This is a genomic window from Henriciella sp. (genome assembly GCF_029937755.1).
Taxonomy (GTDB): Bacteria; Pseudomonadota; Alphaproteobacteria; order Caulobacterales; family Hyphomonadaceae; genus Henriciella.
This window is the reverse complement of sequence record NZ_JAPYPG010000002.1, coordinates 60,273-81,276: the sequence shown is the minus strand read 5'-3', so window position 1 is coordinate 81,276 and position 21,004 is coordinate 60,273. Positions and strand designations below refer to the sequence as shown.

19 protein-coding genes are annotated in these 21,004 nt (G+C 57.4%); 13 read left to right on the top strand and 6 right to left on the bottom strand.

All coding sequences use genetic code 11. The features are described from left to right. Positions 1 to 14: 14 nt before the first annotated feature. From lpdA to Q1K29_RS05690, 5 genes are read left to right on the top strand one after another with little or no spacing between them, the layout of a single operon-like run. Positions 15 to 1,424 (top strand): dihydrolipoyl dehydrogenase, encoded by a 1,410-nt coding sequence (gene lpdA, locus Q1K29_RS05710; protein WP_300391999.1) that lies wholly within the window; start codon positions 15 to 17, stop codon positions 1,422 to 1,424. Next, the gene (pdeM, locus tag Q1K29_RS05705) at positions 1,402 to 2,211 is read left to right on the top strand and encodes a ligase-associated DNA damage response endonuclease PdeM (protein WP_366524168.1); all 810 of its coding nucleotides are present in this window, start codon (positions 1,402 to 1,404) and stop codon (positions 2,209 to 2,211) included. The genes lpdA and pdeM overlap by 23 nt, the downstream gene beginning before the upstream one ends. A 51-nt stretch (positions 2,212 to 2,262) precedes the next feature. Further along, positions 2,263 to 3,099, top strand: coding sequence for a mechanosensitive ion channel domain-containing protein (locus Q1K29_RS05700; RefSeq protein ID WP_300391997.1), 837 nt, complete (start codon positions 2,263 to 2,265; stop codon positions 3,097 to 3,099). A 34-nt stretch (positions 3,100 to 3,133) separates the two neighbouring features. Next, a complete protein-coding gene (locus tag Q1K29_RS05695; protein WP_300391996.1) occupies positions 3,134 to 3,502 on the top strand; it encodes a hypothetical protein in 369 nt (122 codons plus the stop codon). A gap of 42 nt (positions 3,503 to 3,544) precedes the next feature. Beyond that, a complete protein-coding gene (locus tag Q1K29_RS05690; RefSeq protein WP_300391995.1) occupies positions 3,545 to 4,447 on the top strand; it encodes an SDR family oxidoreductase in 903 nt (300 codons plus the stop codon). On the opposite strand, the gene Q1K29_RS05685 is transcribed toward Q1K29_RS05690, so the two are convergent. From Q1K29_RS05685 to Q1K29_RS05670, 4 genes are all read right to left on the bottom strand, one after another. After that, entirely contained in the window at positions 4,444 to 5,427 is a 984-nt protein-coding gene (locus Q1K29_RS05685; RefSeq protein ID WP_300391994.1) for an alpha-L-glutamate ligase-like protein, read from the bottom strand. The two genes, Q1K29_RS05690 and Q1K29_RS05685, sit on opposite strands and share 4 nt — an antisense overlap. Beyond that, positions 5,427 to 7,001, bottom strand: a complete 1,575-nt coding sequence (locus Q1K29_RS05680) for a UUP1 family membrane protein (RefSeq protein ID WP_300391993.1) — start codon at positions 6,999 to 7,001, stop codon at positions 5,427 to 5,429. The genes Q1K29_RS05685 and Q1K29_RS05680 overlap by 1 nt, the downstream gene beginning before the upstream one ends. 47 nt (positions 7,002 to 7,048) lie before the next feature. Beyond that, positions 7,049 to 7,570: a RimK/LysX family protein gene (locus Q1K29_RS05675; RefSeq protein ID WP_300391992.1), complete on the bottom strand. Its 522-nt coding sequence runs from the start codon at positions 7,568 to 7,570 to the stop codon at positions 7,049 to 7,051. Between the two features lie 83 nt (positions 7,571 to 7,653). Beyond that, positions 7,654 to 9,225 carry an AMP-binding protein gene (locus Q1K29_RS05670; protein ID WP_300391991.1) on the bottom strand — a complete coding sequence of 524 codons (1,572 nt, stop codon included), beginning with the start codon at positions 9,223 to 9,225 and terminating at the stop codon, positions 7,654 to 7,656. A 149-nt stretch (positions 9,226 to 9,374) separates the two neighbouring features. Between Q1K29_RS05670 and lipA the strand changes: the two genes are divergently transcribed. Both lipA and Q1K29_RS05660 read left to right on the top strand, forming a co-directional pair. Continuing rightward, positions 9,375 to 10,322 carry a lipoyl synthase gene (gene lipA, locus Q1K29_RS05665; protein ID WP_300391990.1) on the top strand — a complete coding sequence of 316 codons (948 nt, stop codon included), beginning with the start codon at positions 9,375 to 9,377 and terminating at the stop codon, positions 10,320 to 10,322. Between the two features lie 26 nt (positions 10,323 to 10,348). After that, positions 10,349 to 10,786, top strand: coding sequence for a type II toxin-antitoxin system RatA family toxin (locus Q1K29_RS05660; protein ID WP_300391989.1), 438 nt, complete (start codon positions 10,349 to 10,351; stop codon positions 10,784 to 10,786). Here Q1K29_RS05660 and Q1K29_RS05655 read toward each other — a convergent pair. Further along, positions 10,783 to 11,274, bottom strand: a complete 492-nt coding sequence (locus Q1K29_RS05655; protein ID WP_300391988.1) for a CinA family protein — start codon at positions 11,272 to 11,274, stop codon at positions 10,783 to 10,785. The genes Q1K29_RS05660 and Q1K29_RS05655 overlap by 4 nt on opposite strands. A gap of 9 nt (positions 11,275 to 11,283) precedes the next feature. Next, a complete protein-coding gene (locus tag Q1K29_RS05650; protein WP_300391987.1) occupies positions 11,284 to 12,435 on the bottom strand; it encodes a bifunctional 2-C-methyl-D-erythritol 4-phosphate cytidylyltransferase/2-C-methyl-D-erythritol 2,4-cyclodiphosphate synthase in 1,152 nt (383 codons plus the stop codon). 116 nt (positions 12,436 to 12,551) lie between these two features. On the opposite strand from Q1K29_RS05650, the gene Q1K29_RS05645 reads away from it, so the two are divergent. The 6 genes from Q1K29_RS05645 to trkA all read left to right on the top strand — a co-directional run bounded on the left by Q1K29_RS05645 (position 12,552) and on the right by trkA (position 20,988). Continuing rightward, on the top strand, positions 12,552 to 13,544 hold the full coding sequence (locus tag Q1K29_RS05645) for a tRNA-dihydrouridine synthase (RefSeq protein WP_300391986.1): 993 nt from the start codon (positions 12,552 to 12,554) through the stop codon (positions 13,542 to 13,544). Further along, on the top strand, positions 13,541 to 14,593 hold the full coding sequence (locus tag Q1K29_RS05640) for an ATP-binding protein (protein WP_300391985.1): 1,053 nt from the start codon (positions 13,541 to 13,543) through the stop codon (positions 14,591 to 14,593). The genes Q1K29_RS05645 and Q1K29_RS05640 overlap by 4 nt, the downstream gene beginning before the upstream one ends. Then, positions 14,590 to 15,954: a sigma 54-interacting transcriptional regulator gene (locus Q1K29_RS05635; protein WP_300391984.1), complete on the top strand. Its 1,365-nt coding sequence runs from the start codon at positions 14,590 to 14,592 to the stop codon at positions 15,952 to 15,954. The genes Q1K29_RS05640 and Q1K29_RS05635 overlap by 4 nt, the downstream gene beginning before the upstream one ends. A gap of 76 nt (positions 15,955 to 16,030) precedes the next feature. Continuing rightward, the gene (locus Q1K29_RS05630) at positions 16,031 to 18,223 is read left to right on the top strand and encodes a PAS domain-containing sensor histidine kinase (protein WP_300391983.1); all 2,193 of its coding nucleotides are present in this window, start codon (positions 16,031 to 16,033) and stop codon (positions 18,221 to 18,223) included. Beyond that, positions 18,223 to 19,611 (top strand): sigma-54 dependent transcriptional regulator, encoded by a 1,389-nt coding sequence (locus Q1K29_RS05625; protein ID WP_300391982.1) that lies wholly within the window; start codon positions 18,223 to 18,225, stop codon positions 19,609 to 19,611. The genes Q1K29_RS05630 and Q1K29_RS05625 overlap by 1 nt, the downstream gene beginning before the upstream one ends. A 3-nt stretch (positions 19,612 to 19,614) precedes the next feature. Next, a complete protein-coding gene (gene trkA, locus Q1K29_RS05620; protein ID WP_300391981.1) occupies positions 19,615 to 20,988 on the top strand; it encodes a Trk system potassium transporter TrkA in 1,374 nt (457 codons plus the stop codon). Positions 20,989 to 21,004 lie beyond the last annotated feature (16 nt).

The following is a 21,004-nucleotide window of genomic DNA, read 5'->3' as shown; positions in this document are numbered from 1 at the left end:
TTATGGAGGCCAATATGGCTGACTTTGACCTGATCGTTATAGGCTCAGGCCCCGGCGGCTATGTGGCCGCCATCCGCGCCTCACAGCTCGGCATGAAGGTCGCGATCGTCGAACGCGAGTCGCTCGGCGGCATCTGCCTGAACTGGGGCTGCATTCCCACCAAGGCACTGCTGCGCTCGGCGGAAGTGTTGCACCTGGCCAAGAATGCCAAATCCTTCGGTCTCAAGATCGACAAGGCGGACTTTGACCTTCAAGCCGTCGTGAAGCGCTCGCGCGATGTCGCCAAGCAGCTCTCGGGCGGCGTTGGCCACCTGATGAAGAAAAACAAGATCGAGGTGATCATGGGCGAGGCTACCCTCAAGAAGGGCAAGCCTGCGCCGGGCGTGGTCGTGAAGGACAAGGATGGCAAGAGCAAGGAATACCAGGCCAAGCACGTCATGCTTGCCACAGGTGCACGAGCAAGGGCTATTCCGCAGGCAGGTCTGGAGCCGGACGGGAAACTCATCTGGACCTATCGCGATGCGATGGTGCCGGATGTAACCCCAAAGAAACTTCTGGTGATCGGGTCAGGCGCGATCGGGATCGAGTTTGCAAGCTTTTACAATGAGCTTGGCAGCAACGTGACCGTTGTAGAAGCCCTCGACCGGATCCTTCCTGTTGAAGACGAAGAAATTTCTGGCCTGGCGCGCAAGCAGTTCGAGAAGCAGGGGCTCGAATTCCGCGTCGGCGCGCAGGTGAAATCCCTGAAGAAGGACAAGGACAAGGTCACAGCAGAGCTTTCCGTGGGCGGCAAGTCCGAGACAATCGAGGCCGACCGGGCGATTCTCGCCATTGGGATCGTCGGAAATGTCGAGGGACTGGGCCTGGAAGAACTCGGCGCGAAGGTCGAGAAAACGCATGTCGTCGTTGATGGCTTCGGGCGCACGGGCGTTCCTGGCCTCTATGCCATTGGCGACCTGACGGGCCCGCCGTGGCTGGCCCACAAGGCCTCACATGAAGGCGTCGTGTGCGTCGAGGGCATCGCAGGCGGAAATGAAGCGCACGCGTTTGATGCGTCGAACGTGCCGGGGTGCACTTATTCGCATCCTCAGGTCGCGAGTGTGGGGCTGACGGAAACCAAGGCCAAGGAAGCTGGCCACAAGGTTAAGGTTGGCAAGTTCCCCTTCATTGGCAACGGCAAAGCCATTGCGTTGGGCGCCTCCGAGGGACTGGTAAAAACCGTCTTCGACGCAGAGACCGGCGAGCTTCTCGGCGCCCATATGGTTGGTGCGGAAGTGACCGAGTTGATTCAGGGCTATGTCATCGCCCGGGAAGGCGAACTGACGGAGGCCGAACTGATGAACACCATCTTCCCGCACCCCACACTATCGGAAATGATGCACGAATCCGTGCTTTCGGCGTATGGGCGCGTCATTCACATATAGCCGCTTCCGGCTGCTTGACCTTGGAGGCGGTGCCCAGCACTTTCAGAGCATGTCGCCAAGCGTTTCCGCAAAGTTGCCGGACACCTTCCTCTGTGTCGCAGGCGAGATGTTTCTGCCCACCGGGCAGGGGGCATTATGGTGGGAACGGGAAAGGACGCTTGTCGTCTCCGACCTGCACTTCGAAAAAGGTTCGAACTTTGCCGCCCGAGGCCAGCTTCTACCGCCTTATGATACTGGAGCGACACTGGCCTTGGTCGAGGGGCTGGTCGAATCCTATCGCCCAAAGACAGTGATATCACTGGGCGATAGCTTCCACGATCCTCAGGCAGAATACCGGCTCGGAGCCGATGCGGTCACACGGATCCGGCGCCTGACCTCCTCTGTTGAGTGGTATTGGGTGGAGGGCAATCATGACCCCGATCCGCCTGCCCATCTTGGCGGAAAGGGCATGAAGGTTCTGGAGCGCGGGCCTTGCGTTTTTCGTCATGAGCCGACCGGGGAGTCAGGAGAGATTTCGGGTCACCTGCACCCGATTGCCCGAGTAGGCGGCCGGGGAAGAGCACTTCGGCGGAAGTGCTTTGTAACGGATGGCAGTGCTCTGGTGTTGCCGTCACTGGGCACATTTACGGGTGGGCTCAACGTCCTCGACACTGCAATTGCAGGACTTTTCCGAAACGGCGCCATGGTCTTCGCAGTCAATGGATCTAGAGTCCATTTTGTTGAGCGAGCAATGCTCCGACCTGACAGGGCGGTAGCAGGTTCGTCGAGGGCTGTATGGCGGCTCTGACCCCGTATTGATGACGCATCACTGGATGCAGCAAGAAGGACCCCGATTGGTATGGAAAATCTGCAAGATCTCGATCTGAACGCCCTTTGGGCAGAGTACTGGCCCACGATCATGGGGGCGGTGCTCCAAGTCCTGGGCGCGCTTCTCGTCCTTATCATCGGCCTGCGTATCGCGGGCTGGCTCTCCAACCTCGTCAAGAAGCGGACCATGGAGCGTCCCGGCGTCGATCAGACGCTAGCGGGCTTTTTCGCCTCGCTTGTCAGATGGTTCGTGACGGCCGCCGTTATCATTGCGACACTTCAGGTGTTCGGTGTTCAGGCGACCAGCTTTGTCGCCGTGCTTGGCGCTCTTACCTTGGCTATCGGTTTGTCCCTGCAGGGCGCGCTCGGCAATATCGCATCAGGCGTCATGATCATGCTTTTCCGGCCATACAAGGTGGGGGACTTCGTTGAAATCGCAGGCGCTACAGGCACGGTGAAGGACATCAATCTGTTCCAGACCTATCTCTCCACAGTCGACAACGTAAAAATCATCATCCCGAATACAGAGGCGATTGATGGCGTGATCCAGAATTACTCCGGATATACGATGCGCCGTTGCGACATCACGTTCGGCATCGACTATGATGATGATATGGACAAGGCGGTCGGAATCATCCGGTCGCTCGCCGAGGCGGACGAACGTGTCCTGAAAGATCCCGAACCCTTCGTGAAGGTGACCAATCTCGGTGATAGCTCAGTCGATATAACAGCGCGTCTATGGTGCGAGGCCGCTGATCTATGGGACCTGAAGTTCCATATGACCAAGGCGGTGAAGGAAGAGTTCGACAAGCAGGGTATCTCTATTCCCTTCCCGCATCGTACTCTGGTTCAGAAGGGCGCAAGCTAGGCACGGCTCATAAGCCGGCCGGAGGGGGTCAGGGATGGCAGATACGGCGAAGCCGGAAGAGCCTGTCGTAACACCGGTCGGCGAAGCGCCCGTGCGCAACAGCAAGGTACCACGAGCGCCGAAGCGGCCAGTCCTGCCGAGATTGTTCGGTATCAGTGTGTGGGGAGCTGTGAAGCTTCTCGTGACCTGTCTTCTCGTTGGCTTCTTCCTGCTTGCGCTCGAATTCGATCCCGTCGCCGATGATGTGAATGTCCTTGGCGCTCTGGGTGACCTGCTCGGAAATCTGGTGGGGGCCGCCGTCTGGGCGGTCCGGAATTTCTGGAAGCCACTTCTGGCCGGCGCGAGTATCGTTCTGCCGCTTTGGGTCCTGTGGCGCCTTGCCAGCCTGCCATTTCGGAAATAGCGCTTCTCGGACTGAAGAAAACAAAAGGGAAGGACACGCGCAATGGATACGAGCAAGCTGATGTTCCGGTCGAGGCTGATGGATGGCGAGCGCATTCTGGTGACCGGTGGTGGCACTGGGTTGGGCAAGGAGATGGCGGAAGGCTTTCTCAAGCTGGGGGCCGAAGTGCATATTTGCGGGCGGCGTGGCGGCGTGTGCGAGGAAACCGCCGGCGAGCTGATGGAGCGTCATGGCGGAAAGGTTGTGCCTCACGCCTGCGATATCCGGGTCGCCGAAGCCATCACAGATATGAACGATGTCATCTGGGCGAAGCACGGGCCGCTGACCGGTCTCGTCAATAACGCCGCCGGCAACTTCATTTCGCGAACGGAAGACCTTTCTATCAGGGGCTTCGACGCGATCTCGAATATCGTATTCCGCGGCAGCTTCTACATGACCCATGATATTGGCAAGCGCTGGATTGCGAATGGCGATAAGGGGTCGGTGTGCTCCATCCTGACGACGTGGGTGTGGAATGGAGGGCCTTTCGTCGTCCCCTCCGCCATGTCGAAAGCCGCAGTGAACACCATGACGCAATCACTTGCGGTGGAATGGGGCCGTTATGGTTTGCGGTTCAATGCAATTGCGCCGGGGCCGTTTCCGACAGAAGGGATGTCGAAGCGTCTTTCCCCTGACGCTGAAGGTGCCAAGCGCATGGATTCTGGCCAGGCCAATCCCATGGGCCGGGTCGGCGAGATGCACGAGCTGGTCAATCTGGCGGTCTTTCTTATGGCGTCGGGCGCTGAATATGTGAATGGTCAGACGATTGCCATCGACGGAGCGATGTATAATGCCTCTGGCGGCAATTTTTCCATGCTGACGTCCTGGGGTGACGAGGAGTGGCAAGCAGCCCGTGACGCTATTGAGGCGACCAACGCCAAGGATAAGGCGAAGCGTACAGTCTAGGCCGTTTCGGTCTCTTCAGCGAACGTGTCCAGCGGCTCACCATTCCAGTTTGCCTTGGCTATGGCGATCCGCTGTTCAACGTCCTCAGGAACTTTCTGAAGGGCGTGGATTGGTTCGAGCAGAGGCCGTAATCCGCGAAGATTTGCCGTCTGAATGGCGATACCTGGACGTGCATTGAGCTCAAGCAGGGTAGGGCCCTTGTGTTCACAGATGACGATGTCGACACCGACATAGCCGAGTCCGACATGATGGCCGAGACGCGAGGCCAGTTCGAGGATTTCCGGCCAACCCGGGACCTGGAAATCCCGAACGGGGGTTTCGAAGTCGGGATGTAGGTCGATTGCGTCATTGTGTTGAACGCCACGTGTTGTCACGCCAGTGATGAGGTCGATACCCGCGCCAACGCCGCCCTGATGGAGGTTTGCCTTTCCATCGGATTCCGCTGTTGGCAGGCGCAGCATGGCCATCACTGGCACGCCGCGGAATACAATCACGCGCACGTCCGGCACGCCGCCAAACGCGAGTTTGGAGAATGCCGAGTGAGGGACCAGCCGCTCCTCGATCATGACCTGATCGGAGCCATCACCCATCGAAAACATGCCGGAAAGCATATTGTTGAGGTGATACTTGATATCGGACCATGGCATAATCTGGCCATTCATGCGCCGGAGACCGGTCTTTGCAGTCCCGTTGAAGACCATGATGCCGCCTCCGCCCGAACCGCGGGATGGCTTGACCACAAAGGACTTCCGTTTCTGCGCGATCTCTTCGATGAGGTGCACTTCGCCGCCATAACGAATGACGCCATACAGCTCCGGGACAGTCACGCCCGCCTCGATGGCCAGTTTCTTCGTGATCACTTTATCGTCGACAAGGGGATAAAAGCGGCGCGGGTTATAAGCTGCGATGAAGTCCAGATTCCGGCTGTTGATGCCGAGCACGCCAGCTTTGGCCAGCTTCGAGAACGGACCGAACTTCATCAGCGTTCCACCTTTTCACTATCTTCAAGTACCTTGAAGCGGAAAAACTCGGTGACCTTATAGCCCGTATAGCGCCCTAGCATGAGCACGATTGCGAGGACTATGAGCAGGAGCTCCGGGAACACGATCGCGACGTGCTCGATATATTCGTTCGTGAGGATCCAGTAGCCGGGTACTGCGCCAGCCAGGGAGCCTGCGGCCTTCTTCAACGCCTCTGCGGAACCGTCTTCTTCCCAGGTCAGCGACATGCGTTCGATCGTCATTGTGATGATGACAAGCGGGAAAAGGGAGATCGAGAGGCCGGTCTGGAATCCGGACGCTTCGCCGACGAGCGCGATGAACATCATCAGAAAGGTCACAATGATAAGAACGGCAGCAAGTCGAGGTACAAGCAATAGCTGAAGCTGGTTGAAATAGGCTCGTAGCAGCAGACCCACAGAGACGATGCCCACAAACAGCGCCATGCCCGTGAAAAGGGACGTTTCACGGAAGGCGAGTGCGATAAGGATAGGCATGAATGTGCCGAACGCCGGCATACCGATAACCTGTTTCAGCACCACGATGATCAGTGCGCCCAGCGGGATCAGGAGTAGAACCCGGAAAACGAGTTGCAGGTCGATCGGCAGGCTCAGGAGCGAGGTGGCATTGACCCAGGGTGCGAACTCCTCCCCACGCTCCATCGCGCGGAGAAGCTGGCTTTCGAAGTTACGAGCGACGGACCAGGAAACATCCAGCCGGCGAAACCCATCACCATCGACAATGGACGCACCATCATAAACGATTGGCAACGCCCTGGAATTATCCAACGGCTCCGCAGTGCGCGCATTTGCGCTGATCCATTCGCCGTCGAGCCAGTATTCGACCCAGCTTTCCAACGGTGCCTGGCGCGTGTCAGTGTCTAGAATAATGCCTCTCACCAGGCGTGCTGGAGTGCCGGCAGCGTTAAGCATAAAGACCAATCGGTCAGCGGCCGCATCGATCTCGGGCGGTCCGCCTTCAATTATAGTGGTTATACGATCATCGTTGCGATCAGCGCTCAGGCGCGCAAGTTGGGTGATGAAGCTTCTCTCACCGGCAGACTTTTCCAGTGCCTCGGTGAGCACTGAGTCGAGAGCGACCAGGAGAGGCGTAGCATTTTCCTGGATGGCCCGCCGGCGTTCAGACCGGCGATAGTCGGAAATGGCTTCTGGTTCGGCCCTGTTTTCTGGTTGGCCCATCCGCCGGTCTATAGAGACCAGCTTTGCGCGGTAGAAGAGCACCGCACTCCCATCCTGAGCGCGCCGTTCGAAAACCGCACGCCTGCCAGTTTCATCAGTAACGGTTTCAATCCCAAAACCGGAGGCGATGAAGGATTCATCGACGATCGAAAACTGACCCTGCGATTCGGGCAGGGCCAGCCTGAGCTGTACGGGGTCTCCTCGTCCACGGAACGAGACTTTCGACTCAATCGTCCACGTATCCGAATCCAGATCCGGCACGACCGGGAAACCGAGTTGCGTCACCTTGAAGAAGAATACGCCGAGCGCAGTCGCGATCAGAACGCATACGATAATTAACAACTGCGTGCGTTTCACAACCCGACCCCGTTAGACATTATTCCCCGGCCACTTACGCCAAACGATCAATCGTCGCACCGTGGCTTCTTGGTATAGATGTCACTGGAGTCGACAATAATACCCGCACTTTTCAACATGTTTCGCCCAATCAGCGTTTCATAATTGAAATGTGCCCGATCGGCGAGAGTCACCTCATCCTTGATGATACGGCCTCCCAGGCAAAGTTCCAGCTCCACGACCGGGCGATGAACCAGGCCGCCTTTCTTTGTCTTGATTGCTGCCCAGCGAACGATGTCGGTGTCAATTGTACGTTCGTCGCCATCTTCGTTGATCACCTTGAAAATGATCTGGCGGCTTTCATCTTCGTCCTCGAAGTCTTCCTGGTCAGGCTTTTCCATGATCACAGCGTGGATGGATGAGGTAGTCGCACCGGTATCGAGTTTTGCGTCCAGTTCAATATCGAGCCCGACGATGCGCACATGCTCGAGCCAGCCGAGCATGAAATGATCGTCGTCATCGGTGTCGGCCATCGCGGGCGACGCAAAAGTGAGGGCTGCCACCGCTCCGGCAACGAATTGTTTGATCATTGATAACCTCTTGAAGTCTTGCTAGCGGCGCTCCTTCAACACAGGAATTGTGATGAAGCGATGGCAAACACTGCTTCGGCTGATCATGCCTCGGCATATTCCTGAACCAGTTTGTTCACCGCGCCATAGTCGATTTTTCCCGTTCCGAGAACGGGTATCTCCTCGACATGATAGACTTTCCGGGGAACAGAAAGTTCCGAAACGCCGTGCGATTGTGACCATGCGCTGATAGCACCACGATCTGCTCCCTTTGCCGTTGTAAGGAGAATGATCTGCTCGCCCTTGCGTGGATCGGGAATGGCGGCCGCTGCATGCATGTCGTCCGGCCAGATAGCGCTTGCGCAATTCTCGACAACGGCAAGGGAAACCATTTCCCCGCCAATCTTGGCAAATCGTTTCACGCGGCCTCGAATCCAGATGCAGCCATCCTCATCGACAGCCACGATGTCGCCAGTGTCGTGCCAGCCATTCTCCGTTGGCTCGAGAACGCCTGGATTGTCTGGGCGCATATAGCCAAGCATGACATTGGGGCCACGGATCCGCAGCCTGCCACCTTCCGCGATGCCTTCTACGGGCGCGAGTTCATAGTCCATATCCGACATGAGTGTCCCGACAGTGCCTGGCTTGTTCATGGCGGGACTGTTGGCCGCGACCACGGGGGAGGCTTCGGTGGCGCCGTATCCTTCGAGAATTTCGATATCAAACTTGCGTCTTACCAATTGTCGCGTCTCGTCGCGCACCCTCTCAGCGCCGCAGACCGCAAGTCGAATCGTATCCATATCGCCTTCGGCACCTGCGCGAGCATATTGAGAAATGAATGTGTCTGTCGCGAGCAGGATCGTGGCGCCCGAGGTGTGAATCCGCTTGGCAATCTCTCGTGGCTGAAGCGGGGTCGGGTGAAAGACGGCCTTCACGCCAGCGATGATGGGAAGCAGGGCCCCGACCGTCAGTCCGAAACAGTGAAAAGTCGGGAGTGGATTGAAGACGCTGTCCGTCTCCGTGTTGAGGCCGATATGCGCGCGGACCTGTTCAACATTTGCAATGATATTCTGATGGCTCAGCACCACACCTTTCGGTTCGCCTTCCGTGCCGGAGGTGAACAGGATAACGCCCGTCTTTCGATAATCGGGCGAGGAGTAGAACATGCGCGGAAATATGGGCCCCAGTGCGCCCGCCAGCTTGTCGCTCAGGCTCAGCTTCTCGCGGACGTCCTCAAGATAGACGAGCTCCGCTGCATCGCTCAGCTCATCCATTAGCGGCTCGAGATTGCCAAGTTCAACAAAGCGGTGGGCTGTAAGCACTTTCGACACTTCTGCTGCCTTCATGGCAGATTTCAGATTGGCGGCGCCGGCGGTAAAGTTCAGCATCGCAGGAATACGGCCCGCTGCCAGAACACTGAGAAAAGCGATAACGGCGCCCGCCCCTGTCGGGAGCATGATGCCAACGGCTTCTCCACGCTTGGTCTGTTTTTTCAGCGCTGAACCAAGCGCAAAGGCGGCGCGGATGATTTCTTTGTAGGAGAGTTCGCGTTCGTCACCATCGACGATTGCGATCTTGGAGCCGCCGAACTCCTTTGCTGCTCGCAGCACAGCCGAGAAGATATCGATTCTGGTGCGCTTCGGCTTGTAAGGAAGAGGGGACGGAATTGAAGGCATGCGGTGCTCGTCTTCTTGCTTTGGGGGACAAGTCTTGTAGCAGATTGTCACACTCCGTGAACAATTCAAACGTCTTGTAACATTTGAGGAAATGCAGCCATGAGCAGATGCAGCTTGATGAGGCGCCCACATACGTCCATTTATGCGTAATGGTTACGATCATAGACGGAAAACCCACGTTCAGGCATCCGGAGAAGCGCAATCGCCCGGACACTCCTGTCCTGCGCAAGCCAGACTGGATCCGCGTAAAGGCGCCAACCAGCAAGGGCTTTGCTGAAACCCAGGAGATCGTCAGGTCCAAAGGACTAGTGACGGTTTGTCAGGAGGCGGGCTGCCCGAACATCGGTGAGTGCTGGACCAAGAAGCACGCCACAATGATGATTCTGGGCGAAGTCTGCACCCGTGCCTGCTCATTCTGTAATGTCTCCACGGGGCGCCCGGCGCCCGTAGATGCTGATGAGCCAAGGCGTGTGGCAGAAGCCGTCCATGAAATGGGGCTTGAACATGTTGTCATTACTTCTGTCGACCGGGACGATCTGGAAGATGGCGGGGCATTGCACTTTGTGTCGGTCATCAAGGAAATCCGAAAGGCTTCACCAGGCACGACCATCGAGATCCTGACGCCGGACTTCCTTCGCAAGGATGGCTGGGAGAACAGCGTGATCGATGCGGCGCCCGATGTGTTCAACCACAATATCGAGACAGTGCCGAGCCTGTACCTCTCCATCCGCCCGGGTGCGCGCTATTATCATTCCATCCGGCTGCTCGAGCGGGTGAAGCAGCGTGACCCGAACCAGTTCACCAAGTCGGGCCTGATGGTGGGGCTCGGCGAAACGAAGGAAGAGGTCATGCAGGTGATGGATGACATGCGCTCGGCAGGTATCGATTTCCTGACCATAGGCCAATATCTTCAGCCAACTCGCAAGCACGCAGCGGTCGACCGATTTGTCACGCCTGATGAGTTCAAGGCCTATGAGGAAATCGCCCGCTCGAAAGGCTTCCTGATGGTCTCGGCGTCGCCGCTTACGCGCTCAAGCTATCATGCCGGCGAAGATTTCCAGAAGCTCAAGGCGGCCCGCCTCGCAGCGAACGGTTAAGCGTTTTGCCCAGACTGTCGAAGCAAGTGAGAATCCCGCATGCGGCGGATGATGTCTTTGAGCTTGTCTCGGATATCCGTCGCTATCCGGAATTCATAAAATGGATTCGGTCGATGAAGGTTACCGAGCGCCCGGATGATGGTGTCGTTCGCCGTTACCGGGGTGAAGCAGACGTCGGTTTCAAGGGTTTCTCCGAAGCTTTTGCCACGGATGTCTCGGCCAACTCCGAGGCTCGTGAGATCAAGGTCGAACTGGCCCACGGGCCGTTCAAGCGCCTTCGCAATCATTGGAAACTAAAACCTGATGGTGCTGGCGCCACGCATATTGACTTTTTTATCGATTACGAATTCCGCAATCCGGTTCTTGCGCTTCTGGCGCGCGCAAATACGGACCTTGCCGTCAACAAGATCATGAGCGCGTTCAAGGCCGAGGCTGACCGCCGCTTTGGCCACACACACATCTAGGGGATCTGCTTGCGGATCAACTCAAGTGCGGCTTCCAACGTGGCAACGCGTACTTCATGCCGCCCGATATCGCCAAAATAGCAGGCCTCGTGCATGACCGCCTTGTTCTCTCGGGCGCAAGCGATGTGGACTGTGCCCACCGGCTTCATTGGTGTTCCTCCGCCTGGGCCGGCGATCCCTGTGACGGCGATTGCCAGATTGGCCCGGCTGTTCTCAAGGGCGCCTTCGGCCATGAGCCGTGCCACAGCTTCTGACACCGCGCCATAATCAGCAATGATGTCACCGGCTACGCCGAGCATTTCTTCTTTCGAACGGTTCGAGTAGGTGACATAGCCGCGTTCGAAAACGTCAGAGGATCCAGAGAATTCTGTAAACAGTCCAGCCAGGAGACCGCCTGTACAGGACTCAGCTGCCGCGATCTTTACGCGACGGTCGCGTGCTTCATCCAGTGTCAGCAAGCAAAGATTGCGAAGTCGTTCGGGAAACATGAGGTGCCTCTAGCTATTCCGGGACCGGCTTAACATGACAACGGCTTGAGCGGCGATACCTTCGCGACGGCCCGCAAAGCCCAGGCCTTCTGTCGTAGTGGCTTTGATGGAAATGGAGTCGATATCGAGACCGGTGATCTCGCGCGTTCGCTCGCGCATCGTCTGCCGGTGGGGCTTCACCTTTGGAGCTTCGCAGATCAGTGTGATGTCGCAATTGCTGAGCGCCCAGCCTTTTTCGGAAGCCAGCCTTATGGCGTGCTGAAGAAAAACGGCGGAGTCAGCGCCTTTCCACGCTTCATCAGTCGGCGGAAAATGGTCGCCCAGGTCCCCCAGAGCGAGGGCGCCGAAAATTGCATCAGTCAGGGCATGCCAGCCGACATCGGCATCGGAATGGCCGGAAAGCGAATGCGAATGGGGAATGTGCACGCCGCACAGGGTTACGCCATCCCCTTCGACGAGGGCATGAACATCAAAGCCGGACCCGATCTTCATTGTGCCCGGGGCGTCCCCTGCCATAAATTTCTCTACCAATGCGAAGTCATCCTCAAATGTGATCTTGTGTAGCTGTTCTCGTCCTGGCGTCAGCTTGACGCGGGCCCCGAGGGCTTCAACCGCGGCAAGATCATCCACAAAATCCTGCTCACGGTTGGCGAGCGCCTGCCTGATCATACCGGCCCTGAACGCCTGGGGTGTCTGCACCCGGTAGAGCGCCTCGCGCGACACATCGCGCAGCTGCCCTGATTCCTGACGTTTGAGGGCATCTGATACGGGAAGGGCGGGGGCAGCTGCATCAAAATCGCTGAGCGCCTCGATAAGCGCGTCAATCACATCATCAGACAGGCCGGGCCGTGCGGCATCGTGGATCAGAACAATGTCGTCATCGTCAGCCTGGAGCGCTGCAATGCCGTTGAGAACGGATGCTGACCGCGTTGACCCACCCGACGTCACGAGAACATGATCGCCGCCAGGGAGCGACGAAATTGTTTCGCAATTGTCCGGAGGCGCAACGATGACGATCTTTGAAATCCGCTCATGTGCTGCAAACCGATCGGCTGACCATCGGTAAACGGGCTTGCCGGCCAAGGCCTCAAACTGTTTGGGAGTGGTGCGTCCGGTACGGGAACCCGTTCCTGCCGCAACGATGACAGCGAAGATTTTCATGGCACCCTGCCATTAAACCCGCTGATGCATGATGGCCACAGCGATCACAGTTCATGTGCACAAAAGGGGCGCACATCTATTGTGCAATGCAAAATTATGCTTGAAAAACATCGACCATGAGGGTGCACAATAATCAGGCAGAGCGCGTCTGGCTTGCGCCGATGTCGGGCTCGACAGATGCGGCTTTCCGGCGGCAAGCTGTCAGATTCGGCTGCCCTGCCGTGGTTTCGGAAATGGTTGCTGGCGAAACTCTTGTCGCAGCGCGCCCAGATATGGTGCGCCGGACGTGCCGACATGAAGGGCGCGGAAGGTGGATCGTACAACTGGCGGCCCGGCGCCCGGAAGACATGCGCAAGGGGGCCGAACTCCTGACGGAAGCCGGTGTGGACCAGATCGACATCAATATGGGCTGTCCTTCCAGACAGGTGACGGGCGGATCCTCTGGTTCGGCGCTCATGAGAGAGCCTGCCCTTGCAAAGGCGATCATTGATGCCGCGATTGAAGGTGGGCAAGGCACGCCAGTGTCCCTCAAGATGAGACTTGGCTGGGATCGTGAGCAGCTCAATGCACCAGATCTTGCACGCTATGCCGAGCAGGCGGGTATTGTGATGGTGACCGTGCACGGGCGCACACGCTGTCAATTCTACAAGGGTCATGCCGATTGGCAAAGGATTGCCGATACGGTGTCAGCGATCTCTCTTCCGGTGATCGCCAATGGTGATATATGCAGCACGCCTTCAGCGCGTGCGGCGCTTACGCAGTCGGCGGCGTATGGCGTGATGATCGGGCGTGCCGCAATGGGGCGACCCTGGTTGCCCGGGCAGATTGCAGCGGAATTGAGCGGACAGGCTTACGAGGTTCCCAGCCTGTCTGAGCAGCTGGACAGCCTGATCGAGCAGATCGAAGACAGCCAGTCGCTATACGGCAAGACTCTCGGCCTGCGGATCGTGCGCAAGCACATATCAGCTGCGATTGACAAGCTTGATGTTCCTCTGAGCGAAGCTCACCGGCGTCGTGCCCGGTCCATGGCCTGCCAGATTGAGGAGGGGGCCACACTGATCTCAACGCTCTCGGACATTTTTCTGGAACAGAGAGGCGTTGCTGCGTGAACCTGGCTATCAATCTTTCCGACCTGGCGCCGCTTGCGCTCCTGCAGATTGACGATCGGCGGCGTATTGATGCGGCAAACACCGAAGCTCAAATGCTTCTCGGTCATTCGGAAACTGTGCTGCGCGGCCGTGCGCTCAGTGAATTCGTCTATCATGACTCCCCGCTTTTTGACCTGTTGGACCGCGTCTTCGCGCAGGAAGGCGATGTCAGCGCGCACGGGGTCGCGATTTCGGGACCGGGCATGCATGGTAGCCGCACGTTCGACATCAAGCTGAGGCCAGTGCCGCCACAGGGCGTGATCCTCGCGGTCACGGAGGCGGTGTCCCGGGATCCTTCGCACGGTGCTGTTGGCATTTCCGGGTTTGGGCGTATTCTGGGCCATGAGGTCAAGAACCCGCTTGCCGGCATCTCCGGTGCCGCTCAATTGCTGATGCGTAACGCTACCGATGAGCAGGCCTCGCTGTTGAACGTCATTCGCAGCGAGGCAAGCCGTATTGAGCGCCTGGTAACAAGGCTCTCGGCGTTTGAACTCTTTTCCTCGCCGCGGCGCGACAAGTTCAACATCCATGAGCTTCTTGACAAGGTTCTAATGGCTGAAGAGGCTGCCCATGGCGGAAGCATCAAGCTCAAGCGGGCTTATGACCCCTCGCTGCCTGAAATTTTCGGGGATGAAGACCACCTTCATGAGGCCTTCCAGAACATAGTTCGTAATGCCGCAGAAGCCGCTTCTGATGCAGATGGCAATGGCCAGATCATACTACAGACCGCTTTTGAAACAGGGTTCGCTTTCTCCAAGACGCGAAATGCAAGACGCCTGCAACGGGCAATTCGCGTCACGGTCGAAGACAATGGAAAAGGTATTCCGCCGCGCGCGCGCGAGCAGATGTTCGACATGTTTTCCTCCACCAAAGCTGGGGGAAGGGGGCTGGGACTTAGCGTAGTCTCAGAAGTGATTGCTGCGCATGAGGGCCGGATCAAGGTTGAGAGCCGTCCCGGCCAGACGCGCTTTTCAGTATTCCTTCCGATGAAACGGGATAACCATACATGAGTCAGAAGACGATCCTCCTTGCCGAAGATGACGCCAGTATCCGGCTGGTCGTAAACCAGACACTTGTTACCGCCGGGTATCAGGTGCGCGCGACCAGCTCCGCGGATGCTCTGGAACGCTGGATTCGCAATGGCGAGGGCGATGTTGTGGTTACCGACGTCTATCTTGGTGACACTGCGATATTCGAGCTCCTGCCATCGATCAAACTGGCCCGGCCGGATTTGCCCGTCATCGTCATGAGTGGTCAGAATACAATCCTGACAGCTGCATCAGCTGCCCGGCACGGGGTCTTCGACTATCTTCCCAAGCCCTTTGATATTGATCAGCTGACAAGTCTGGTTGGACGAGCCCTGAAGGGGCCACCCAAAAAGGACACCGCCGCCAAGGTGAGCAAGGCTGATGCGGACGCAAGCCTTCCACTCATCGGTCGGTCCGATCCCATGCAGGAAGTCTACCGGATCATATCCCGCGTCATGAATACCGATCTGACGGTCCTGATTGAGGGGGAATCCGGGACAGGCAAGGAGTTGGCTGCCCGCGCGATCCATCAGTTGGGGGCCGGCAAGGACGGCGTTTTCAAGGCGCTTGACCTGGCAGCGATGCCGACAGAACAAATCAGTCGGGACCTCTTTGGTACGCCAGAAGAGCCAGGCCTCGCTTTTCAGGAAGAGGCCACGCTCTATCTGGATGAAATAGGCGATCTGCCCGCAGAGGCTCAAACCCAGCTCGTCAAGCTGATGCGTGAAGCCGGCGGTGCCCGCATCATCGCTTCCACGCGCCAACCCCTCGCCAAGCTGGTCGACGAGGGGAAGTTCCGGGAAGACCTTTTCTACCGGATCAATGTTGTTCGGATCTTCATGCCGCCGCTTCGGCAGCGCAAGGAGGACATTCCGGAGCTTGTTCGAGCGTTCCTGTTGAGAGCGCAGCGCAAGGGCCTCGCCGCCAAGCAGATCGAGCCTTCAGCCATGGACCTTATGATGGCCTACGACTGGCCGGGAAATGTCCGTGAACTCGAAAACCTGATCATGCGGCTGGCGGCTTTGAGTCCGGATGCCGTAATTTCCCAGCGTGATATCGAGCGGGAGCTTCGTGCCGAAGCGCTGAAGGACATTTCGTCCAATACCACCTTCGAAAAAGAGGTCGAGACCTTGCTCCATCGCTATGTCATGGCGGATCTGCTGCAGGCGTCGCCGGACGACAGCAAGATTCATCAGGAAGTGCTCGAACAGGTTGAGCGCCCACTGATTAAGCTGGCACTTTCAGTGACTTCTGGAAACAAGTTGAGAACAGCGGCCTTGCTTGGCGTGAATCGAAACACGCTGCGCGCGCGGATCAATTCCCTTGGTTTGGCAGAGGATTGATTGACCTGACGGCAAACTGTTGCTCTAAATCCTCAGTGTTGCAGCCTGGGCACAGGTGGTCGTGCGAGGGTAAAGTTTGGTCGGGTTCCTGAAGTCGAATAACGCCCAGTCGGGCTGGACTCTCTTCCAGTGGCTTTTTCTGATTGCCGCCTTTCTTGCTGTGACTGTTACCTTTGTTGCCGTCTCGGATATGGATCCGATCGACCCGGTCAGCCGGGATGTCCAGGTTCTCCTTATCCTGAATACCGCGATTATCGGCGTTCTCGCGCTGATTATCATCCAGCGTTACATAGGGACTCGGAACGACAAGAGGGGTGAGGGCGGCGAGCGCCTCGCGCGTCGTTTTCTTCTGCTATTCGGGCTTTCCGCTGCAATCCCGGCTCTGGTCGTGTCTCTTTTTCTCTGGGCTGCAATTTCGCGGGGCTTCGATACATGGTTCGGCGAGCGGATCGTAACACTTGTGGAGCAAACGGCGGCTGTTGCTCAGGAGAATGTCCAGGAGTTCAGTGACGTTCTCGAAGAGGACACACGGCTCATGGCGACGGACGTCAACAATGCTCTTGAAGGACTTACTGAAGACCCCGAGCGCTTCTCCTCCTATCTTGGCATTCAGGCATATGTCCGGAACATGCCCGCAGCCTACGTTATCGACCGTAATGGCATTCCGCTCGCCATTGGTGAAAATGCTGGAGGAAGCGGCTACTTTCGAAAGCCCACGAACGAAATGTTCAATGAAGCGGACGCCGATGAAGTGATCCTGTCGCTTCAGGAGAGCGAGGGCTTCGCGAGTTCACTGATCCGTCTGGACGGTATGGATGACGCCTATCTTTATCTCGCCAAGCCTCTCGATCGTGACGCTTTCGCTCGACTGCGCAGGGCTGAGCAGGCCCTGGAAGAATATAGGGCAGCGCGTCAGTTGAGTTCACGCTCGCAGACGCTCTTTGTCGTGGCCTACGGGCAGATTGTGGCGCTTGTGCTGCTTCTGGCCGTGCGCCTTGCCCTGGAGGCGGCCAGCCGCATCACGGGTCCGATTGGGAGGCTGGCTTATGCCGCCCAATCCGTGCGGGATGGCAATCTGGATGTCCGCGTTCCGTTGCCCAGCAGTAAGGATGAGGTTCGAGCGCTGACACGGTCCTTCAATGTTATGACCGAGCAGCTGGGGGGGCAGCGCTCAGCGCTTATCTCAGCACGCGAGGAGGCAGAAGATCGCCGTCTCTTCCTGGAAACCCTGCTGGAGGAAGTGAGTGCCGGTGTAATCCGTGTAGATGATGAGTTCAGGGTTACACTTGCCAATCCGTCCGCGCAGAAGCTTCTTGGACTCGATGAGCCTTTGGAGGGGCAAGCGCTTAGTCAGGTGGCGCCAGCTTTTGAGCGATATACGGCGGATGCATTATCGACCGGCCATCCAATTGATGCCTCTCTAGACGTGAGTGAAGCAAACGGCCACCGGCATTTCCGGCTGAAGGTGGCGAAGGATACTACTGGCGGTCTTGTTCTGACTTTCGATGACGCGACGCGGCTTGTGAATGCGCAGCGTCAGCTGGCGTGGCGGGATGTCGCTCGCAGGATTGCACACGAAATCCGAAATCCTCTGACGCCCATCCAGTTGTCGGCAGAGCGGTTGAGACGTCGCTACACGAAGTACATCCCTGAAGACGATGTCGTCTTTGAGCGTTGTACCGATACGATTTTACGCCAGGTGAACGACATTGGCCGGATGGTTGAGGAATTCTCAGGCTTTGCTCGTATGCCGAAGCCGACGCTTAAACAGTTCAACCTTGCCTCCCTGCTAGACGAGACAGGCTTCGCCCAGCATGTGGTCAGTCCGGAAATACGGGTTGAAGCCAATCATACGCATACCCCTCTGATCGTGCAGGGGGATGAACGCCTCCTTGCGCAAGCCATAGGGAATATCGTGAAGAATGCGGCCGAAGCGATCGACAGATTGCCACCCGGTGCGGAAACGCACGGACTGATAGAGATCTCGACCGAGGATCTGGGCGACAATGTCGAGATCGTCATCGAGGACAATGGCCCCGGTTTTCCAGAGGCAGCCCGTGACCGCCTTTTGGAGCCCTATGTGACGACGCGCGAAAAGGGAACAGGGCTTGGCCTGGCAATCGTGAACCGGGTGATCATGGATCATGGCGGCTCTATTGCGCTGGAAGGCCGGCCTGACGGACTTCAGGGAGCGCGCGTGAGAATATTGTTGCCCAAACAAAGTGATCTTGTGTCGATGGGTGAAGTAGAGAGTGTGGAGGCCCACTAATGACCAATGACGTTCTCATTGTGGATGATGAACCCGATATTCGCGATCTGATCGCGGGCGTCCTTGAGGATGAAGACTATTCGGTTCGCAGTGCAGCGACTGCCGAGAAAGCGCTTGAAGAGGTCAGGATGCGAGCGCCCGGCCTCGTCATCCTGGATGTCTGGCTGCAGGGCAGTGATATGGATGGTCTGTCGCTGCTGAAGTATCTGAAGTCCATCGACCCGCTTATTCCAGTGATCGTTATCAGCGGTCATGGTAATATTGAAACGGCGGTCGCAGCTATCCGCCGGGGCGCTTATGATTTTATCGAAAAGCCGTTCAAGGCCGACCGGCTGATCCACCTTGTCGAGCGCGCGCTCGAATCCACGGCCCTCAAGCGCGAAAATGCGTCGCTCAAGACAATGCTGGTCAGCAGTGATGACTGGATTGGTTCAAGCGCGGCCGCGACCACCCTGCGAAGCTCGATTGGTAAAGTGGGGCCGACCAATTCCAGGGTGATGATTGTTGGTCCGGCTGGTGCTGGCAAGGAACTTACGGCGCGTCTCATCCACGCCCACTCGAACCGACAAAATGGACCGTTCGTCGTGGTCAGTGCAGCGAATATCGCACCCGACCGGATGGAGCAGGAACTCTTTGGCGAGGAAGATAATGAGGGCCGACCGCGGCGGATAGGTCTGTTCGAGAAGGCTCATGACGGCACCCTACTTCTGGACGAGGTTGCTGACATGCCCCTCGGGACGCAGAACAAGATTTTGAGGGTGCTCACGGAGCAGCGCTTCCAACGCGTAGGCGGCAAGTCAGATGTCCGTGTCGATGTGCGGGTGATGTCCGCTTCGACGAAAGACATCAAGGGTGAGATCGAAGCGAAACGGTTTCGAGAAGACCTGTATTACCGGCTGAATGTGGTGCCTATCAAAGTTCCTTCACTGGCAGAGCGGCGCGATGACATTCCTGCGCTGGTCGAGCACTTCACCGCCAGGATCGCTGACAGTTCAGGGCTCAATGCAAGGCAATTCTCTTCAGAAGCAATCGCTGTTCTTCAATCCATGGATTGGCCGGGCAATGTGCGGCAACTGAAGAACCTCGTCGAACGCATCCTGATCCTGTCGCCGAATGATGCAAAACGCCCCATATCGGTGGATGAGCTGCCGCAGGACCGCCAGGCCTTAAGCGGAGAGCAGGGGCCATCAGCATCTGCCGAACTCGTTGGACTTTCCTTGCGTGATGCTCGCGAGCAGTTTGAGCGGGAATATCTGACGCTTCAGATCACCCGCTTCGATGGCAATATCTCGAGGACAGCCGAGTTCATTGGCATGGAGCGCTCCGCGCTTCATAGAAAATTGAAGGCTCTTGGTGTAAACGCCTCCGCAAATCGTTCGGAAGCCTGATTCATGCACGTAATCATCTGTGGTGCTGGCCGGGTCGGGCAGGGCATTGCCCGTCGTCTGGCCCGTGAGAACCACAATATCATCATGATAGACCAGGATGCGCGCCTGATTGATCTCGTGCAGACTGAACTCGATGTGCGCGGTTTGCAGGGTCATGCCGGGCACCCGGAAGTGCTGAAGGCAGCCGGGGGGGAGACCTGCGATATGATTATCGCAGTGACCTATTCCGACGAGATCAACATGGTGATCTGCCAGGTTGCAGATACGCTTTTCTCTGTTCCCACAAAGATCGCGCGGGTTCGGGCCCAGCAATACATGGAGCCGGGATGGCGCTCGCTCTTTTCCCGGGAGGGGCTGGGCATTGATCTTGTCATCTCGCCAGAGATCGAGGTCGGCGATGCCATCCTGCAACGGTTCAAGACGCCGGGCGCCATGATGAGCGTGAATTTCGGCCGGAGCGACGTTCAGCTCATCGGCCTGGAAGTCCAGGCAGACAGCCCGGTATTGGATACGGCCTTGGATCAGATACAGGATCTCTTTCCCAGTCTGAGGGCTCGGGTCGTTGGTATCAGCCGGGCCGGAACGGTCTTCGCTCCGCGAGGGAACGACCATCTCAAGGTTGGTGATACTGCCTATGTAGCCGTATTGAAGTCTCATGCTCATCGGCTGAACAGCATCTTTAACCGCCCCGAAGCCGAGATGCGCCGGGTTGTTGTCGTGGGTGGCGGCAATGTCGGACTCTATGTGGCGGGTGGCCTTGAAAAGCAGTCAGATGTGCGCGTGAGGGTCATCGAGTTCAGCATTGAGCAGGCTGAGAGAGCGGTTTCCGAGCTCAACCGGACGATTGTGATCCATGGTGACGGCCTGAACAGGACCATCCTTGAAGAAGCAGATGCACCAACTGCCGATCTCGTGATTGCAACCACGCATGACGACAAGGCCAACATCCTGATTTCAAAGCTGGCCAAGCAGATGGGGGCGAAACGATCGCTCGCGCTTGTCAATGCGCCTGAACTGGCGCAGTTGGCCCGAGAGATGGGGGTGGATGCGGTGCTGGATCCGAAAGCCCTGACGGTCTCCAGGATCCTCATGAAGATGCGCAGGGGGCGGATTCTGGCCCTGCAATCGCTGGAAGACGGCGCTGCGGAAATTGCCGAAGGGGTCACGCTTGAAACGTCCCCACTGATTGGCAAGTCAATTGGCTATGATGATCTCCCTAAAGGTATCACGGCCGCGGCGATCCTGCGCGAGAATGAAGTGATTTTTGCTGATCAGGATGTACGCCCGCGGGCAAATGACCATGTGCTCTTGTTTTACGAACAGTCGGCGACGAACAAGGTCGAACAGTTTTTCCGTGTCAGCGCAGATTTCTTCTAGGTAGCCAGCCAAAGAA

Excerpts from the sequence above, each read along its gene's own strand:
- lpdA (WP_300391999.1), top strand. The coding sequence starts at position 15 with ATGGCTGACTTTGACCTGATCGTTATAGGCTCAGGCCCCGGCGGCTAT.
- pdeM (WP_366524168.1), top strand. The coding sequence starts at position 1,402 with ATGGGCGCGTCATTCACATATAGCCGCTTCCGGCTGCTTGACCTTGGA.
- Q1K29_RS05700 (WP_300391997.1), top strand. The coding sequence starts at position 2,263 with ATGGAAAATCTGCAAGATCTCGATCTGAACGCCCTTTGGGCAGAGTAC.
- Q1K29_RS05695 (WP_300391996.1), top strand. The coding sequence starts at position 3,134 with ATGGCAGATACGGCGAAGCCGGAAGAGCCTGTCGTAACACCGGTCGGC.
- Q1K29_RS05690 (WP_300391995.1), top strand. The coding sequence starts at position 3,545 with ATGGATACGAGCAAGCTGATGTTCCGGTCGAGGCTGATGGATGGCGAG.
- Q1K29_RS05685 (WP_300391994.1), bottom strand. The coding sequence starts at position 5,427 with ATGAAGTTCGGTCCGTTCTCGAAGCTGGCCAAAGCTGGCGTGCTCGGC.
- Q1K29_RS05675 (WP_300391992.1), bottom strand. The coding sequence starts at position 7,570 with ATGATCAAACAATTCGTTGCCGGAGCGGTGGCAGCCCTCACTTTTGCG.
- Q1K29_RS05670 (WP_300391991.1), bottom strand. The coding sequence starts at position 9,225 with ATGCCTTCAATTCCGTCCCCTCTTCCTTACAAGCCGAAGCGCACCAGA.
- lipA (WP_300391990.1), top strand. The coding sequence starts at position 9,375 with ATGGTTACGATCATAGACGGAAAACCCACGTTCAGGCATCCGGAGAAG.
- Q1K29_RS05655 (WP_300391988.1), bottom strand. The coding sequence starts at position 11,274 with ATGTTTCCCGAACGACTTCGCAATCTTTGCTTGCTGACACTGGATGAA.
- Q1K29_RS05650 (WP_300391987.1), bottom strand. The coding sequence starts at position 12,435 with ATGAAAATCTTCGCTGTCATCGTTGCGGCAGGAACGGGTTCCCGTACC.
- Q1K29_RS05645 (WP_300391986.1), top strand. The coding sequence starts at position 12,552 with ATGAGGGTGCACAATAATCAGGCAGAGCGCGTCTGGCTTGCGCCGATG.
- Q1K29_RS05635 (WP_300391984.1), top strand. The coding sequence starts at position 14,590 with ATGAGTCAGAAGACGATCCTCCTTGCCGAAGATGACGCCAGTATCCGG.
- Q1K29_RS05625 (WP_300391982.1), top strand. The coding sequence starts at position 18,223 with ATGACCAATGACGTTCTCATTGTGGATGATGAACCCGATATTCGCGAT.
- trkA (WP_300391981.1), top strand. The coding sequence starts at position 19,615 with ATGCACGTAATCATCTGTGGTGCTGGCCGGGTCGGGCAGGGCATTGCC.